This is a genomic window from Paenibacillus sp. GCM10028914, assembly GCF_042666275.1.
In the GTDB taxonomy this organism is placed as follows: Bacteria; Bacillota; Bacilli; order Paenibacillales; family Paenibacillaceae; genus Paenibacillus_AQ.
Genome location: NZ_JBHTFO010000014.1, coordinates 1 through 17451 on the forward strand (window position 1 = coordinate 1; position 17451 = coordinate 17451).

Here is a 17451-nt window from a genome sequence, read left to right on the forward strand (position 1 = left end):
TGGAGGTGGAAGTGCAGCAATGCATGGAGCTGACCAATACTAATCGGTCGAGGGCTTATCCTAAAAGCTTTACGAAGTAAAGCTACTTCGTAAGCATATGCTAAGTTTTCTGAAAGAAAACTCGCTTCGGAAGCGTTACGCTTTGCATCGAAGGAGTACTTCAGAGACAAATGTAAATTCGTAAAACGTTTCGTATCTAGTTTTCAGGGAGTCAAAATGGTTAGTTTAAATCCAAGTGGTTTAAGATTAACACTAATGACTTTCAGCATTTGGCGATGCTGAGTCCTGATTCACTGCATTTGTTATTCAAATGCTTCGTTTGGTGGCGATAGCGGAAGGGTTCCACGCGTACCCATCCCGAACACGACCGTTAAGCCTTCCAGCGCCGATGGTACTTGGACCGAAGGGTCCCGGGAGAGTAGGACGCCGCCAAGCGATACATATTTTTGATTAATAGTCTTGCAAAGAATTCTATTAATCTAGTAAAATAATAATTGCTGAATTTATAATATGGCCCGTTGGTCAAGGGGTTAAGACACCTCCCTTTCACGGAGGTAACAGGGGTTCGAATCCCCTACGGGTCACCACTTATTTTATCTGCTTCGGGGATGAGAATCCCAAAGGTTCGTCGGAGCATCAAGATCGTTAGGAATACTTCGCAGTCTCGAACGAAGAGAGAGTATCCCCTACGGGTCACCACTATTTTTATTAATCAGTATTATTATGGAGGCTTAGCTCAGCTGGGAGAGCATCTGCCTTACAAGCAGAGGGTCAGCGGTTCGATCCCGTTAGCCTCCACCATTAATTTTACTAAATTGAATATGCCGTTGTAGCTCAATTGGTAGAGCAACTGACTTGTAATCAGTAGGTTGGGGGTTCAAGTCCTCTCGACGGCACCATTATTTTAAATGCGGAACTGTGGTGTAGAGGCCTAACATGCCTGCCTGTCACGCAGGAGACCGCGGGTTCGAATCCCGTCAGTTCCGCCATTAAAATATCTCTCTTTTGAGAGCCATTAGCTCAGTTGGTAGAGCACCTGACTTTTAATCAGGGTGTCGAAGGTTCGAGTCCTTCATGGCTCACCATTAGTTTTGCCTTGTGCGCGTGTGGCGGAATTGGCAGACGCACTAGACTTAGGATCTAGCGTTTCACGACGTGGGGGTTCGAGTCCCTTCACGCGCACCATGTTTTTGCGGACGTGGCTCAGCGGTAGAGCATCGCCTTGCCAAGGCGAGGGTCGCGGGTTCGATTCCCGTCGTCCGCTTTTACATAAAATAACGGGATGTAGCTCAGCTTGGTAGAGCACCTGGTTTGGGACCAGGGGGTCGCATGTTCAAATCGTGTCATCCCGATTATTAATATATAGCAAAGAAGTGCAGGATATAAATCCTGCACTTCTTTGTCTTTTCATGATGTGAGAATCATATTTCTATTGTGAAAATACAAGGAGCTTGATATTGTAGGGAATAAAGAAAGGAAGCTTGAAATGAACAACATGATTCGAAAGCTTACTTCTGATGAAATCCCGGCCTTTGTAGATATCGCAATGAATGCATACCCTGCGAGGGTCACCCCAAGTTCAGAGTTTAGGGAGCATCAGATTTTGCGCATGACTAATGTTCAAGAGAAAATGTCGAATGTTCAGTATTACGGTCTATTTCGAAACAATCGTTTGATTGCCGGGATGAGAATTCATGAATACTCAATGAATCTATATGGACGTATGATTCAAGTAGCTGGTGTGGGTCAGGTTGCGGTAGATTTGCTTAACAAAAAAGAAAAAGCAGCTAAAGAGCTAATTGAATTTTTTATTGCACATGCAAAATGTATGGGGAGTTCTCTTGTGTTGTTATATCCGTTTAGACCGGATTTTTATAAGAATATGGGTTTTGGATATGGCACCAAAATGAACCAATACCGAATAAAGCCCGATAGCTTTCCTAAGAGTACTGACAAGAAGGGATTAGTATGGCTTGATGAGTCTCATAAGGATCTGATTCGGGAATGCAGTGACCGACATGCTGTATCTACTCATGGAATGATGTTGAAGACACCTTATGAACTAGAGCGATTGTTCCAGACAACGGGGATGAAACTAATCGGATACATGGAAGATGGTAAGTTACATGGATACATTGCATTCAGCTTTAATGGTATAAACCCGGATAACTTCTTTCTTCATGATATGGTCATCCATGAGTTTGTTTATGAAACACATGAGGCACTTGAGCAATTCGGTAATTTTTTACATACACAGAATGATCAGATTAACCAGATAGTCTGGACAACACAAGATGATATGATCGAACATTGGATCGGTGATCCTCGTAATGGTAGCGACCGAATCCTGCCCAGTATATTTCATGAAAGCCTTACTGCTGGTGTCGGGTTGATGTACAAAATTATTGATATACCCAAATTTATAACTGAACTTAGTTCAGCTGGTGTTATGTATAGTGCAAAGCCTGTAACACTACAATTTAAGATCACCGATACATTTGCATCTTCAACCCCAATCTCTTTCAATTTACATGTTGACCATGAATCTGTAATAGTTTCCTTGGATAAACAGATTGCAGCGCAAGAGTTGTCGATTATCGAGATAGATATATCAGACTTAACGTCTCTGTTAATGGGTGTAGTGGATGTAGAAAAGTTGTATCAATATGGAAAAATAAAATCTGGCGATCCGCAAGATATGTCTCTGTTGAAACAATGTTTTAGAAAGAGTATTAAACCTGTTTGTACGACTTCTTTTTAAAGGTATGGCCACGCTAAATGTTAAAAGACCCTGCGATATTCGCGGGGTCTTTTTAATACATGACTTTATGTGTTCCTCCTAAGCCCAACTGCCATTGCGGAAGACCGGTTCGATTGTGCCGTCAGCCAGTACTCCATCAATTTCGAGTTCAGCGGAACCAATCATGAAATCGACGTGAGTCAAACTTACATTAGCACCTTTTGCGACCAGTTCCTCCTTACTGAGTTTGGTCCCACCTTCGATATTTACGGGGTATGCACTGCCAAGAGCGAAATGACAGGAAGCATTCTCATCTACACCAGTATTATAAAAGACACGGTTTAAACGAGAGATGGGGGAGTCATAGGGAACGAGTGCCATTTCACCGAGATAGGATGCACCTTCGTCCGTCTCAAGCAATGAGGTTAGATGCTCGCGTCCAGACTTTGCATCATATTCAACCACCTTACCATCTTTAAAGGTAAAGGTGATTCCTTCAACGAGTCTACCGTTCAAGTTCAGTGGAAGTGTGCTCGTGACCGTTCCGTTTACACCGGTTCGCAGAGGCATTGTGTAGATTTCTTCCGTAGGCATATTTGCTACAAAATAAACGCCGGATTCATTATAATCTCCACCACCCAGCCACAGGTACCCTTCCGGCATTTCCACATGTAAATCGGTGCCTGGTGCACGGTAATGAAAGCTCTTATAGCGTTTCGCGTTCATATATTCTTGTCGTTTTTTAAGCTCATTAATATGCTCCCGCCAAGCAGCTACTGGATCCTCATTGCCTACACGGTTCATCTGAAAAACAGCTTCCCACATCGCATCCATTCGCTTTTCTTCTGGTAAATCGGCAAACACTTTATTCGCCCATGCACGTGTCGGCGCTTTGATTAAAGACCAGCTCACCTGATTATTTCTCACATAAGTTTGATACTTCTCTCTTGCTACGGCAGCAGCCTTAACAGCCGTAGAGACTTTAGATGAATCAATACCCTGGAATAACTCTGGATCTGGCACTTTAATGTGCAGCACAGCGCCGCCGCCTTCAGCCAATTGTTCCATCATGTCAGCCTGCCACTTTGGATAGTAGCCAAAGGAGTCATCTGGAGCTTTCTCATAACGAATTCGTGTAATACGTTCGTCTTCCCATTCAACTTGCACATATTTTGCACCGGCTTCATATGCCTTGGATACGATCAATCGGGTTAGGTCTACGGTTTCCAGGGGTGAGTGTACGATAAGAACTTGTCCTGGTTGAATATTTACACCTACTTTAATGACTAGCTCTGCGTATTTTTCTAGCATGGTTTCAAAAACAGTCATATGTATATTCCTCCATGAAGTGATGTATTTGTTACTTTAAATATCTTACCATGGTTTAATCAATAAACCCCTATCAACGATGAAATTAAGGGAACCTTATACTTTTGATTAGAGGTTTTGTTCAGGGGAAGGGAAAAAGTTCACGAATTAGTATTTTTTATACCGAAAAAGTGTAGTTATTCTCAATGCTTGTGTTGAAAGAACATAGTACGATCTACGGGTAAAATGATTTAAACAGGACGAATATGTACAGAAGAATGAAAAACATCAGAATATACAACAGAGTAGGGGGAGAACAAAACATATGAGTGCTTGTGTTCAGTCATCTGATTCGAAACAAAGCTTTGGTGTTATGTTAAAAACCGTTTCTGAAGATTGCAATTTAGCTTGTGATTATTGCTATTACAGTACATGCGGTGGACAAGTACATCAACCGGTCCGAACGATGGATCCTGATCTTTTAGAAAAGTTCATTAAGCAGTATATGAAGAGATCGAACGGTACGGCCTCTTTTGCCTGGCAGGGTGGAGAACCGCTATTAGCAGGCCTTTCTTTTTTTGAAAGGGTGGTATCTCTTCAGGCCCAGTATGCCCCACCATACACTACAATTAGTAATGGACTACAAACGAACGGCACTCTAATCAATAAAAAATGGGCAGAGTTCTTTCATACCTATCATTTTCTAGTCGGTATCAGCTTAGATGGGCCACAAGTGATCCATGATCAACACCGAGTGACTGGATCGGGCAAAGGCAGTTATGAATTGGTGATGCGCGGTATAGAGCATTTGCGGACTGCAGGCGCGGACTTTAATATCTTATCGGTTATTCATGAGGACAATGTATCAAGACCGGAGGAACTTATTTCTTTCTATCGTGAACAAAAATTTGAGTATATCCAGTTCATCCCTTGCATGGATTTCAGGTCACAGCAATCAGGTCAACCTGGCCGTTTTCGAATCACGCCTGAAGCATATGGGACCTTTCTATGTGAGGCATTCGATCTGTGGTATAACGATGGATATCCTGATTTTTCTATTCGTATTTTTGATAATATGTTAGCTGTGCTTATGAATCAGGAATCGGAACTGTGTGTGCATCGTAAAAGCTGCCCGAAAATGATGATACTTGAGTCCAATGGTGATGCTTATCCATGTGATTTTTTCATAGATGAGGAACATAGACTTGGGAACATAGGAGATACGGAATTAGAATCGCTGCTTACAAATCCTGTGTACGAATCTTTCTTATCGATGAAACCTGATATGAATAAGGAATGCATGACTTGTCAATATTTGAAGTTCTGTCATGGGGGATGTCCTCGTAATCGGAACTGGCTGGATGTAAATGATCGGAGTCAGAAAGACTATTTCTGCGAAAGTTACCGAATGTTTTACGAACATGCATACAATCGCATGAAAGGAATCGCGGATCGTCTTCGAGCTGAGCAGCTGCTGAGATATAGAAAATCAGGCGCTCCATTACCGGGTAGAAATGATGTTTGTATTTGTGGAAGCGGTGACAAATTCAAAAAATGCTGCGGTAAACTATAGCTAATGTTGCAGCTTTTTGTTAGTAGAGTGATGTAAGAAGAAAGACCTCACGCTTTCCGTGACCGGAAATGTTCATGAGGTCTTTACTATGTTATTGCTGTTTCTTTGCAGCCTTTTCAGAGGATGGATTGTTCATAAATACCTCTGCCGCTTCCTCAGCAGAAAATTCTGTGTCGTCTAATCCTTCACCTGGAACAGGCATCTTGTTCAGTTTGGTGTTATACACTTGGGACTTTGTCAGTTCATTCGAATTGGATTTATTCATGTGGACACCTCCTTTAGTAATGACAACATGAATTAGTGTCTCGAATGAACACAAAATTATGCAATCGTGGAAGAAATGAATTTTTAATAATTCAGAACTACACTAGTAAGTCATTAGTAAAGGAATCGCCATAGATAAAATGTGGCATAGGATTCCCAGTTCCTCCAACCCGCTGAAATCACTCGCAGTTCATCTTTTGTCGGCTTAGTTTCTAACTCTAGTACGTATTTGATTGCATTATGTAAACCGACATCATCAATTGGAAATGCAGATCTAAACCGGAGACAGCGCATTAATACATAATTAGCCGTCCATGGTCCAATTCCGCGAATGCGTACAAGCATATTTTCAGCTGTTTTGCAGTCCATCGCAGCAAGCAATGATTCCTTAGAAAGGTGTCCATCCACAAAAAGTTGTGCAATATTAATTAGGTATTCACGTTTTTTAACAGTCATTCTCAGGTCATCCATATCTTCTACTGTCAAACTTGCGATCACCTCAGGTGTCGGGAACAGCCAATATTGCTCGCCTTCGTGCTCTGTATTTCGGCCATATTTTTCAACTAAGCGTCGTTTTAATGTGTAAGCAAAACTTAGATTGATTTGCTGTCCAATAATTCCCCAGCATATAGCTTCAAACAAATCAGGTATCCCCATATTGCGAAGTCCATAAAAGGATTCCACAGCTCTTCTAAGAATTCTATCCTGCCTAGCCATTTCATAAAACGGTGCTAAGTCCGTATCGAGATCAAACCATTCACGAACATGTCTGGCTATTTCTATCCGATGGGAGGCAGTGGGTATAAATGGACCAAGAAAGGTAACGGATATAGTCTGCGGTGTTACGGGATCCTCAGATACTTCTATAACATAGGGTTTGTCTTCCAGACAAATCGCCTTATAGACTTTATTATTATGAATACGTAATAAACATTCATTGGTTGATCTGGACAAGTATTTCAAGTTTTCTTTGAAACTGAATTCAAGTGGAACAGGAAGCTTTATGTATTGCTCTAAATCCACCCATTTTAATGCTTGATCCATATGCTGCAGACCTCCATTTGTTCATAATACTCCCTCTATTAGTTGTACCATAAAATCGCGTATACTAAATTTCATTATCTTGCTCTTACATTCTGAAAAGCGGACATACGTCCCCATGCAAGGGTATACTGTGGTTGGAGGTGAACAGGGTGAAATCTTTGGGAGAAGAATATCCATCAGATGAGCAATGGAATGCGATCATTCACAACGATAGTCGGTATGATAAGCAGTTTATATATGCGGTAAGAACAACCGGGATCTTTTGCAGACCATCTTGTAAATCGAAAGAACCTGTGAAATCTAATGTTCGGATTTTTCAAAATGCAGAAGAAGCGCTTTCTGCTCATTTCCGGCCTTGTAAACGATGTAAGCCTACAGGCGAACGATTGCCGGACCGGGAATGGGTGGAACAGATCAAAACCTATATCAACGATAACTACGACGAAATGATCACACTCGAGATTTTGGCTGAACATTGCCATGGGAGTCCTTATCATTTACAGCGAATCTTTAAAAGAGTGACAGGAATGACTCCGTTAGAATATGTGCAACAGAAGCGAATTGAACAAGCAAAACACTATCTGCAAAAGACTGATTTATCTGTCTCGGATATTTCATTATGTGTTGGATTGGGAAATGTTCCATATTTCATCACACTATTTAAGAGGAAGACAGGCTTTACTCCTACACAATACCGGAAACAGGAGGCGAATCACACTGATGGGTAAGAAGTATGCTGTAGATCCGATCTATTGGTCGTTACTCAAAAATCAGGACTGGAAAATGTATATTGCTGCTACTGATCTCGGGCTTTGTTTTGTTGGATCGCATAATGAATCGCTAGATGAATTAACGAACTGGGTCGATGTGCGTTTTCCAGGTACTTCACTCATACAGGATAACGAAAAACTCGGACCTTATGTTCAAGAAATACTTGAATATCTTACAGGGAAGCGTAGGGAGTTCGTTCTACCGATGGATGTTCGAGGTTCTGAATTTCAATTATCGGTATGGAATGCATTGAAAGAAATACCTTATGGATTCACTAAATCGTATTCTGACATCGCCGCTTCTATCCAAAAGCCGTCCGCAGTTCGTGCAGTCGGTGCAGCCATTGGGGCAAACCCAATACTGATCACTGTTCCCTGCCACAGGGTTATTGGAAAAAACGGATCACTTACAGGATATCGTGGAGGGCTTAACATGAAAACAAAATTATTGGAGTTAGAGGGCTTTAGTATTTAACCGTATCAATCTTCATTCTATATTATCGCGTACAACCCCTTCTCTGCTATCATGTAGTAAAAGGCGAGACAGATGCCATAAGAAGGAGGTTAACTCTAATTATGATCACACCTATAGCGTTCCTCCCTTTGGGTGATTCGGCTGTACTGATTCATTTTGGTGAAGAAATTAATCTTTCAGTACACCGTCAAGTCCATGCCGCATGCCGATACATTGATGAACATCCATTCCCAGGCTTCATCGAAAGTATTCCTTCATTTACGACAGTGAGTGTGTATTATGATCTGCTTGAAATACAGAAAACTAAGGAATGCAGTACTGTATTTGATGATGTCTGTATGCTTATACAAGATCGTTTGAATAAGATTGAGCTGCAAGAAGAGCAAAATCCTGTGGTGATTGAGATTCCAGTATGTTACGGTGGTGAATTCGGTCCTGATTTGGAAACGGTAGCATCTTTAAACAACTTAACTCCGAAACAAGTAATTGAAGTTCACTCCGGACAGGATTATCTCATTTACGCACTTGGATTTGCACCTGGCTTTCCTTATGTCGGAGGGATATCTGAACAGATCGCAGCGCCTAGAAAAACGACGCCTAGGTTAAAGATATCTGCGGGTTCTATCGGAATCGCTGGAAATCAAACAGGAATATACCCGATCGAAACACCGGGAGGATGGCAAATTATCGGTCGCACCCCATTAACATTGTTCCGTCCTGAGCATCAGCCGCCAACTCTGCTTGAAGGTGGTCAGTATATTCGGTTCAAACAGATAAGCGAAGCGGAATACGATCTTCTGGAAGGTGGTGCAGTATGAGCATCAAAATCGTTAAGCCTGGCTTGCTCGTCACGGTTCAGGATTTGGGCAGGACGGGGTATGGCAAGTATGGAGTTGTGGTATCAGGTGCGATGGATCCCTTTTCTCACCGTGCAGCAAATTGGTTGGTCGGAAATGATGAGAAAGAAGCAGCTCTAGAATTGACTTGGTCGGGATTCACAGCTCGATTTGAAACAGATTTGTGGATTGCAATAACAGGAGGAAACTTTTCTCCGCAGATCGAAGGTGTGCGTGTGCCTATGTGGAGACCGGTATTTGTTCCTCGGGGAAGTATGCTTGTTTTTGACAAACCAGTAAACGGATGCAGGTCCTACCTAGCTGTATCTGGAGGCATAGATGTTCCTGAGGTGATGGGAAGTGGAAGCACTTACATGCGAGCAGGGGTTGGAGGGTTTCACGGTAGGGCTTTAAAAGCAGGAGATGTAATTCGTACTAGACCGAGCCTTTTCAAAAAACATTCCATTGACGTAGAAACTCCTCTCTATGCAGGAAAATGGTCAATTCCTCAAGCTTTATTCCCTTCGTATCATGATCATCCCATAGTCAGGGTTATTCGAGGTAATCAATTCGATGATTTCGATGATGAAAGCCGTATGTCTATATTTGAACAAAGATTCTTTGTAACCCCACAATCTGACCGAATGGGCTATCGGTTGTCTGGCAAACCATTATCGCTTCAAACACCTAAAGAATACGTATCGGAGGCAGTAGCACTCGGTACGATTCAGGTACCGGTAGACGGACAGCCCATTATACTCATGGCAGATCGGCAGACGCATGGAGGGTATCCTAAAATTGCCCAGATTGCAAGTATTGATATCCCGGTTGTTGCCCAGGTCCCCCCTGGTGGAACGCTCCGTTTCTCCGAAATAGCCCTGGAAGAAGCACAAAGGATTTACGTCGAATGGATCCATAAAATTCAATTTCTACACAAAATGATTCATCATAAATTAAAGGAGGAGCTTTATGCTTGAGGTTGATCTTAATTGTGATATGGGCGAGAGTTTTGGCGTCTATAAGCTGGGGATGGATCATGTGTTACTAGAACACGTCACCTCAGCTAATATAGCGTGTGGTTTTCATGCAGGAGATCCTTCGGTTATGCGGGCTACTGTAAGGCAGGCATTACATAAGAAGACTGCTCTCGGTGCCCATCCAGGATTGCCAGATCTCGCTGGCTTCGGAAGAAGAAATATGGATATATCACCAGACGAAGCATTTGACATGGTTACGTACCAGATTGGAGCTTTACAGGCGTTCATTAAGCAAGAGGGTGGGGTGCTACGCCATGTGAAACCGCATGGTGCATTATACAATATGGCGGCAGCTTCTAAGCCACTTGCTGATGCAATAGCTGCGGCCATACATGGTTTGGATTCTAAACTCATTTTGTACGGATTGTCGGGAAGTACACTTATTCAGGCTGGACATCAAATCGGGCTTCGTACGGCGAATGAAGTTTTCGCTGATCGTACTTATCAAGATAACGGAACATTAACACCAAGAAGGTTGTCAGGGGCTTTAATTACAGATACGGAACAGGCTGTACAACAGGTCATTCGCATGGTGAAGGAACATGTTGTTGTGACTACTTCAGGAAAATCTATCCCCATTCAAGCGGATACAGTATGTCTTCATGGAGATGGCACCCATGCAGCAGTGTTTGCAGCTCAGCTCCGGACACGTCTATTAGAAGAAGGAATAACTGTGAAAGCGATGGATTGATAGAAGTGATTTGTTATGATTATACGATACATAGGAGAACCTTTTGCGAGAATATAATCAATCCGACCGAACAACTCACAGAGAAGAAATTAAGAAAATTCCATGGCTTTTTTCTCTCTTTCCTAATACAATAGTATAGTTTGATAATGTTACATCGGAAATGGGGAATACATCATGGCTTTACGCAGTAAAGAAGAGGTTATTGAGTTTCTATCACGTGCCGAGGTTGCTGCCATCGGTACATCGAATATGGGATCTCCACGTCAGCGGATGATGCATTTTGCAGTGGACGAGCATTTCAATATTTATGTTACGAGTATGAAAGGTGACCCTAAGGTTATCCAATGGAGCAACATACCTGAAACGGCTCTTCTCATCCACAAGGGTGAAGAATTTCTACAGATGGAAGAATGCGAGATTATCGGTAGAGCAGAAGTGCTTAAAGATCAAGGGGAGCGGGATGTTGCAGCGGAGCTTCTGAAGACAAGATCTCCGATCGTAGCACAATTCACAGAGATTGGAGCGTTAGACAGATTAGAGTTTATTCGCATAAATCCCTTTACTGTCAAATATCGATTTGTTCCTGAAATCTTGCAAGGGGAACCGCCAACAGTATTTGATTTTAGCGAAAACCGTCAATCGTTTAGTGTATGGGATGATGTTCGCGCTAAAGCGAGAGCATGGAAAGAAGCGGTTCGACCATTATCGCTTACAGCTACACTAGTTCCTATTCTGCTCGGAGGAGCTCTAGCTCTATCTAGCACTCATCAATTGAACTTTGGGATCTTCCTGCTTACATTGATCGGTGCCGTGATGATTCAAGCGGGTACAAATATGATTAACGATTGGAAGGATGCAGAGCGGGACGGCGAGAACAGTACAGGGATGAGGCCTTTCACAGGCGGATCTCGGATGATTCAGCTTGGTTTAATATCTCGGTCCGATATGGGATTCTTTGGGCTTCTCTTAACCGTAATCGCAACGCTTATCGGTATATATTTAATTGTCATTAGTGGTTGGGGACTGACGCCATTAATTCTGTACGGGATTATTGCCGGTTTATTCTATACGAGTGAAAAAGGTAAGTTTTCCTTCATTAATATGGCACCAGGCATTGCCGAAGTGTTAATTGCTACAACTTACGGCGTGTTCATGACGATGGGGGCATTTTTTGTACAGACCGGTACTTATTCACTTCAAGTATTCTTGATTTCACTGCCAGTAGCATTATTTATCTCAAATGTGCTTTTAATCAACCAGTTTCCAGATGCTGAATCTGACGCTAAGACAGGTAAAAATACATTGGTCGTTCGTATCGGAAAACGAAGAGCTAAGAACATCTTGATTTCTTGCTTCCTTGCGGGATATGTCATTATCGGGATTTTACCGCTTTTGGATTACGCACCGTATACATTGTATTTTGCGTTCTTGTCCTTGCCATTTGCTCTACAAGCTATTCGTTATGCTTGGAAGAATTATGACAAAAATGCGGCGGACATCATTCCAAGTAATGCACACACAGCGATTAACCATCTGTTCAACGGTTTACTGCTCGTATTTGCATTTCTACTAACTGAGTTAGACATCATCATCCCAATTCTTTATTTAGCAGCGTCTCTATTGCTGATCTTCTGGGTATGGAACTATATTGAGAGACAGCGGAAAGTTATGAATGACTTCCGTAATGCATTTAAAAATTAATAATAGAGATTAAAAGGAGCTGTCCCATAAGCAGATTTATTCTACTAAAGGGATAGTTCCTTAATCATTTCAAATTAAAAAGGTCAAAGACAGGCTCTAACGGTGTACCTGTCTTTGACCTTTTTGATCTATCACCGCCCACTTTAACGGTATTGTGGTCATCCGATTCGATTTCTCGGCTTACTTTAGACTTTTGAGATGGATATGCACGAAGCAGTGGAGGGGACGAAGCGTTTCCATACAAGCGAACGCGGTCGCCTAAAAGCTTTCCAAGGGAAAGCTCACATCGGAAGCATATGCCTTTGTCCCCCAATTTTCACCTTTTTCTAAGACCAATTATAGAAATTGGCGACAAGAGCGATGGGAGGAATGATTCGTACCCGTAGCGTCTGACAACAGAAAAAAGGAGCCTCCCTCAAGATCTTAGATCTTTTGGGACAGCCCTGTTTTCGTAATGATTAACGAATTAATTATATTTCACGATAATCGCATTACTGATTTGACGGCCCGGAGCGGTAAGATAAGATCCATTGTAATATAGTCCGCTAGAAGCACCGCCGTCCAGATTCATGGCCTGGTATGCACCCGCCTGTTTCATAATTTCAGCTAGCTGAGGAATGGTTGCTCCGCCTGTTGTTAACAGAATGAGTTTATGATCTTTCGTAATTCCAAGAGCACTTCTGGCTCCACCGCCAGTTAGAATTTTAGGATCACGGAAGCCCTCTTTCTTGACATCGAGAGCTACCTTGCCATTTACGATTAAACGAGGGCCAGCTTGTACAGCACCTGTTGATTTTCCTTGGGTGAAATGTTCTTTAAAATCAAGTCCAGGTACTAGCTGTGCTAGATTATTCGAATCGTATGTGAATACGGTACGTTTATCGGCAGGACTGTCTTTTAGAAGTTTTCCTTTACCGACAATATAACCATATGGTGCTTTGTATGTTCCAGATGTATAGGCGTCGAAGAATGTACCATTCATGGCAACGACTGCATTGTTACGTTTGGCTATGCTGCGTAAATCTTCGACTTTACCAACTTGGTTACCAGCAAGAACTACATCCAAAACGACTTTCGGATGCAGCAGATCTATGGTGACCATCTGAGTGCTAAATGAGCGTGATCCAACTTTGAACGACTTACGTGATGACACTATAGGTTTAGAACCTTGTCCTGAGATCGATTTACCTGAGAATACTGGTAGTGTCGTAGAAGTGTCTCCATGAGCTATATCGACCGAAGAAGTATCTTTATTCCAAGTGAGCTTGATATTTAGGTGCTGGCTAATGATCTGAAGTGGGATATAGGTGTTTCCTGCTTCTTGAAATGGAGCGGCTTTGATGGCAACCTTCTTACCATTGACATACGCAGTTTTACTGCCTAAGTATAGGGTTAATTTAGTCTTTTCCTGTACGATGTCGATTTTCTTCTGAGCAGAAATATATTGAACCTTGATTCCTTCGTAACTCTTTAAGATTCCAACTGGAATGAAAGAGTTGCTGTTGTGATCCACATAGGCCAACATTTTCGGTGTACTTGCAGCGTAAAGTGGGGTAACGAAAGTTAGCATGGCTAATAGGACTAAAGCGGTAATTCTCTTCATGTACTTTTCAGTCTCCTTTGTAATGATATTGCGTGTAAATATAAATACATAGGATTTTATCGGGAAATTATTGAAAAAAATGTAGCTTTAGTCGGTATAAAGTTCTAAATTGTTTTGTTACTTTCTACCTATTTTTCTGTCTAAGGGTAATAATCAAAGTGATAGATGTCGATAAACTGGTATAGTACTGGAAAATACCTATGTAACAGAGGAACAAAGGAGAGAAACAAATGATCGTTAACAGGAGAGCAACCAAATTATCTCTGGTTATTGTGATGATGTTGGCTATGGTGTTTCCAAGTAGCGTATTCGCTGCTAATGGGGATTTGACATCAATTGAGTTTGACACGGATGAGAAAGAAATTCATCTAACGGTTACCGAGACAACTAGACAGCTTCGAGTACTGGCAACAATCGAAGGATCCACTGCGAAAAAAGATGTGACGAATGAAGCCACATGGACATCTTCCAGCACCAAAACAGTTAAAGTAGATGGTGGTCTTCTTACGCCATTAGACAAAGGAACAGTAACCATTACGGCAAAATACAAAGGTTCATTAAACACCATTAAAGTGATATCCAGTTATGCAGCTGAAGAGTTTAAGATTGATGCAGCCGATGAGGTTGAGTATAAACTCGGAAGCGAAGGCCTTTCAGTTAAGGCACTTGCTGACGGTTCGAATGATGTAAGTTCGGAAGCTACATGGGTTTCATCGGACGAGGGTGTCATTACCGTAAACAAAGGTGAATTGAGCCTGATTGGAATAGGTAAAGCAACGGTAACGGCCACATATAAAGGTCTTAAAGCATCCTTTAAAGTGAAAGTAATAACACCTTATGAGAAACTTGCGATTGAACCTGGTGAAGATCAAGAGATGCTCGTTGGAGATGATCCAGTTGCACTTCAGGTGTACGCTAGAACATCTGATTCCGAAACAGGTCTAGGTACGGATGTAACAGCTAAGGCGGAGCTTAAGTCTTCTGATAAATCCGTAGCTACAATCGTAGATGGCAAGCTTGAGCCTGTAGCTTTAGGGAAAGCAACCATTACAGCAACTTATTTGGGAACCACGGCTAAGATCGATGTATATGTTAGAAATCCTTATGAAGCTTTAATCTTGGACGAGATGGAATTTGTTAAGAATCCACTCATGTTCCTGCATGATAAAACGACGATTAAGACGACAGTTCGAAATGCAGCTAGAACTTCTCAAGAAGTAGCGGCGACCTGGACTTCTTCTAATCCGCTTGCAGTTACTGTAGACGCAGGTAAGATTACTGCTATGGCAACAGGAACTTCGACAATCAAAGCGTCCTACCTTGGAATATCAAAAGAGTTTAAAGTGACAGTCTTCCCAACGGTTACCAAGTTTAATGTTGAAGAAAGTGAACTATCACTTCTTAAAGATGAGTCTAAGTCTACCCCGAAAGTAACGGGTACACTTCTTGATGACGAAAAACAAGATTTCACAAAATATGTTCAGTGGACGACAAGTGATGAGAACATTGTTACTGTTGAAGATGGTAAGGTGAAAGCCAGAGCACAAGGAAACGCGGTCTTGACTGGCAAAATCGGCAAAAGAGAAGTTACTGAAATACCGGTTACGGTTAACGAGAAAGTGTTAATCCTGTTACCTTCCATTGAGGATTACCAGATTATAATAGGTAAATCTGAAGAGTTGCCAAAGGTAACCGCTATCCTCGAAAACGGTGAAGAAGAGGATGTAACATCTAAAGTAGAGTGGTCATTAACTGGAGCTGTTGCAGTAATAAAGGACGATCAGATCAAAGGGCTTACGAAAGGCTCGACAGCACTTAAAGGCACTTATTTAAATCAAAGCATCAAAATTCCGGTTATTGCCGAACAGGAGATTGTTAAGATTGTTGTCGATCCTGAGACAGTTGACCTGAATATCAAGAGAGTGAAATCGATTAAGGCAACCGGTTATTATGCTAACGGTAAAACAATTACGCTCTCTACTAAAATGGACTGGGTATCCTCTGATTCATCCGTAGCAACAGTAAATAGAACATCAATTAAGGCTGTAGGTGAAGGGCAAGCGACCATTAGCGGCTCATACCAAGGAATTGATGTAAGTGTGAAAGTTAATGTTGTACCGAAACTGAGCAAACTAGTCGCAAGTGAAAATAAGCTGAATTTAAAACCTGGTGATATTAAAACAGTCGTATTAACAGCGCAATATGACACAGGAAAGACTAGCAATGTAGCAAGCGGTGCAGAGTGGACAAGCAGTAATACTGCCGTTGCTAAAGTAACCGATGGCAAAATTGAAGCATTAGCTAAAGGTACCGCCCGAATAAAAGCGAAAATAGATTCAAAAACGGTTTCGATCACCGTATATGTAAAATAATAGAAATGAGCCGCTTCCTTTAATGAGGAAGCGGCTTTTTTTGTACATTATATTAATATCTTACTGATTTCTTCTCATCAAGTTTATCGTACGCTTGACGAATATTTGTGCAACTTTAGATGTATGACTGTTTAGGGATGAGACTGACCATAGATAGGGAATCTCATGAAGAGACATTTCTAAAGGGATGGCTACGACATCGCCTTGATCTACGAGCGGATTAGCACGAAATGAATACTCTGTTCCTATTGTGACTGCTATATTTTCGTTGACTGCTTTCAGAATGGATTCAATATTATTGCTAGTGAATAGAACTTCAACAGAATCTCCTAAATGGTTTACATAATCAATAATATAAGGATCGTTGTATACTACAAACTGGCATGAAGTTAGGTCATGAATCGTGACATGTTTAAGTGCTGCCAGTGGCGAATGTCTGCTCACTCCAAGTACCAATTGACCATTAACCAGTTGCTCAAAATGCAGACCTTTATGGGTTTGTATGTTCTCCTCGCTAAATAGAACAAATCCTACGTCACTGCGACCTTCACGCACATCATTCAGCACCGTTGTCGTTCCCTGTTCCGAAATTTGCAAATGAATGTTTGGAAACTCTTTTCGTAGTCCCGTTAAGACTTCGATAAGCAATGAGGTTGGCCCCGGAATAGTAGAAATTCGTAGTTTCGCCTCATTCATTTCTTTATAGCTATTAGCTTCCGTAATTAACTCATCCAACTGATTTAGAATGAGGTTGGCTTTACTTATAATCATTTTTCCCTCAGTCGTTGGTTCTGCACCACTCCGTGAACGGATGAAAATTTTGATGCCAAGCTCCGCTTCCAATTGCGATACGGCACGGCTTATGCCAGTAACAGTTATATGACATGACTGTGCTGCTTGAGTAAAGGAACCACTCATGGCAACATGTCTAACGTATTTGAGTTGTTCAATATTCATGAAATTTCCTCTTTCACTATACTTTTAGTTAAGTAAACCCTCATTTCTATTTATTTCTTGAATTTTAAGTATAGTTTCCT

At 41.7% G+C, this 17451-nt stretch carries 14 protein-coding genes, 8 tRNA genes and 1 rRNA gene; 18 read left to right on the plus strand and 5 right to left on the minus strand.

Annotated elements, in window-relative coordinates; genetic code table 11:
- The first annotated feature begins 318 nt into the window (after nt 1–318).
- The 10 genes from rrf to ACFQV5_RS12745 all read left to right on the plus strand — a co-directional run bounded on the left by rrf (nt 319) and on the right by ACFQV5_RS12745 (nt 2761).
- Nucleotides 319–435: ribosomal RNA gene (gene rrf / locus ACFQV5_RS12700) — 5S ribosomal RNA — on the plus strand.
- Between the two features lie 77 nt (nt 436–512).
- Nucleotides 513–587 (plus strand) — tRNA-Glu (locus ACFQV5_RS12705).
- A 138-nt stretch (nt 588–725) separates the two neighbouring features.
- A tRNA-Val gene (locus ACFQV5_RS12710) sits at nt 726–801 on the plus strand.
- Nucleotides 802–823: 22 nt separating this feature from the next.
- Nucleotides 824–899, plus strand: a tRNA-Thr gene (locus ACFQV5_RS12715).
- Nucleotides 900–912: 13 nt separating this feature from the next.
- A tRNA-Asp gene (locus ACFQV5_RS12720) sits at nt 913–989 on the plus strand.
- 20 nt (nt 990–1009) lie between these two features.
- Nucleotides 1010–1085 (plus strand) — tRNA-Lys (locus tag ACFQV5_RS12725).
- Between the two features lie 15 nt (nt 1086–1100).
- Nucleotides 1101–1185 (plus strand) — tRNA-Leu (locus ACFQV5_RS12730).
- Between the two features lie 7 nt (nt 1186–1192).
- Nucleotides 1193–1264: transfer RNA gene (locus ACFQV5_RS12735), tRNA-Gly, on the plus strand.
- Nucleotides 1265–1278: 14 nt separating this feature from the next.
- A tRNA-Pro gene (locus ACFQV5_RS12740) sits at nt 1279–1352 on the plus strand.
- Between the two features lie 134 nt (nt 1353–1486).
- The gene (locus ACFQV5_RS12745) at nt 1487–2761 is read left to right on the plus strand and encodes a GNAT family N-acetyltransferase (protein WP_379247309.1); all 1275 of its coding nucleotides are present in this window, start codon (nt 1487–1489) and stop codon (nt 2759–2761) included.
- A gap of 78 nt (nt 2762–2839) precedes the next feature.
- On the opposite strand, the gene ACFQV5_RS12750 is transcribed toward ACFQV5_RS12745, so the two are convergent.
- Nucleotides 2840–4069, minus strand: coding sequence for an aminopeptidase (locus tag ACFQV5_RS12750; protein ID WP_379247311.1), 1230 nt, complete (start codon nt 4067–4069; stop codon nt 2840–2842).
- Between the two features lie 304 nt (nt 4070–4373).
- Between ACFQV5_RS12750 and ACFQV5_RS12755 the strand changes: the two genes are divergently transcribed.
- A complete protein-coding gene (locus ACFQV5_RS12755; protein ID WP_379247313.1) occupies nt 4374–5621 on the plus strand; it encodes an anaerobic sulfatase maturase in 1248 nt (415 codons plus the stop codon).
- A 91-nt stretch (nt 5622–5712) separates the two neighbouring features.
- Here ACFQV5_RS12755 and ACFQV5_RS12760 read toward each other — a convergent pair whose 3' ends face one another.
- Together ACFQV5_RS12760 and ACFQV5_RS12765 are read right to left on the minus strand one after the other, a co-directional pair.
- Complete coding sequence (locus ACFQV5_RS12760; RefSeq protein ID WP_379247315.1) at nt 5713–5886, minus strand: hypothetical protein; 174 nt, start codon at nt 5884–5886, stop codon at nt 5713–5715.
- A 113-nt stretch (nt 5887–5999) separates the two neighbouring features.
- Nucleotides 6000–6929 (minus strand): DNA-3-methyladenine glycosylase 2, encoded by a 930-nt coding sequence (locus ACFQV5_RS12765; protein ID WP_379247317.1) that lies wholly within the window; start codon nt 6927–6929, stop codon nt 6000–6002.
- Nucleotides 6930–7069: 140 nt separating this feature from the next.
- Here ACFQV5_RS12765 and ACFQV5_RS12770 point away from each other — a divergent pair, with 140 nt between their 5' ends.
- From ACFQV5_RS12770 to ACFQV5_RS12795, 6 genes are all read left to right on the plus strand, one after another.
- Nucleotides 7070–7657: a bifunctional transcriptional activator/DNA repair enzyme AdaA gene (locus ACFQV5_RS12770; RefSeq protein ID WP_379247584.1), complete on the plus strand. Its 588-nt coding sequence runs from the start codon at nt 7070–7072 to the stop codon at nt 7655–7657.
- The gene (locus ACFQV5_RS12775; RefSeq protein ID WP_379247319.1) at nt 7650–8174 is read left to right on the plus strand and encodes a methylated-DNA--[protein]-cysteine S-methyltransferase; all 525 of its coding nucleotides are present in this window, start codon (nt 7650–7652) and stop codon (nt 8172–8174) included. Before ACFQV5_RS12770 ends, ACFQV5_RS12775 begins: the two co-directional genes overlap by 8 nt.
- 101 nt (nt 8175–8275) lie before the next feature.
- Nucleotides 8276–8992, plus strand: a complete 717-nt coding sequence (gene pxpB, locus ACFQV5_RS12780) for a 5-oxoprolinase subunit PxpB (protein ID WP_379247321.1) — start codon at nt 8276–8278, stop codon at nt 8990–8992.
- A complete protein-coding gene (locus ACFQV5_RS12785) occupies nt 8989–9987 on the plus strand; it encodes a 5-oxoprolinase subunit C family protein (protein WP_379247323.1) in 999 nt (332 codons plus the stop codon). The genes pxpB and ACFQV5_RS12785 overlap by 4 nt, the downstream gene beginning before the upstream one ends.
- A complete protein-coding gene (locus tag ACFQV5_RS12790; protein WP_379247325.1) occupies nt 9980–10738 on the plus strand; it encodes a LamB/YcsF family protein in 759 nt (252 codons plus the stop codon). The genes ACFQV5_RS12785 and ACFQV5_RS12790 overlap by 8 nt, the downstream gene beginning before the upstream one ends.
- A 174-nt stretch (nt 10739–10912) precedes the next feature.
- Entirely contained in the window at nt 10913–12439 is a 1527-nt protein-coding gene (locus tag ACFQV5_RS12795) for a UbiA family prenyltransferase (RefSeq protein ID WP_379247327.1), read from the plus strand.
- A 466-nt stretch (nt 12440–12905) separates the two neighbouring features.
- On the opposite strand, the gene ACFQV5_RS12800 is transcribed toward ACFQV5_RS12795, so the two are convergent.
- On the minus strand, nt 12906–14042 hold the full coding sequence (locus tag ACFQV5_RS12800) for a phosphodiester glycosidase family protein (RefSeq protein ID WP_379247329.1): 1137 nt from the start codon (nt 14040–14042) through the stop codon (nt 12906–12908).
- Nucleotides 14043–14272: 230 nt separating this feature from the next.
- Here ACFQV5_RS12800 and ACFQV5_RS12805 point away from each other — a divergent pair, with 230 nt between their 5' ends.
- Nucleotides 14273–16414: a hypothetical protein gene (locus tag ACFQV5_RS12805; protein ID WP_379247331.1), complete on the plus strand. Its 2142-nt coding sequence runs from the start codon at nt 14273–14275 to the stop codon at nt 16412–16414.
- A 60-nt stretch (nt 16415–16474) separates the two neighbouring features.
- Here the strand turns inward: ACFQV5_RS12805 and ACFQV5_RS12810 are convergent, their stop codons facing one another.
- The gene (locus ACFQV5_RS12810; protein ID WP_379247333.1) at nt 16475–17371 is read right to left on the minus strand and encodes a LysR family transcriptional regulator; all 897 of its coding nucleotides are present in this window, start codon (nt 17369–17371) and stop codon (nt 16475–16477) included.
- Between the last annotated feature and the right edge of the window lie 80 nt (nt 17372–17451).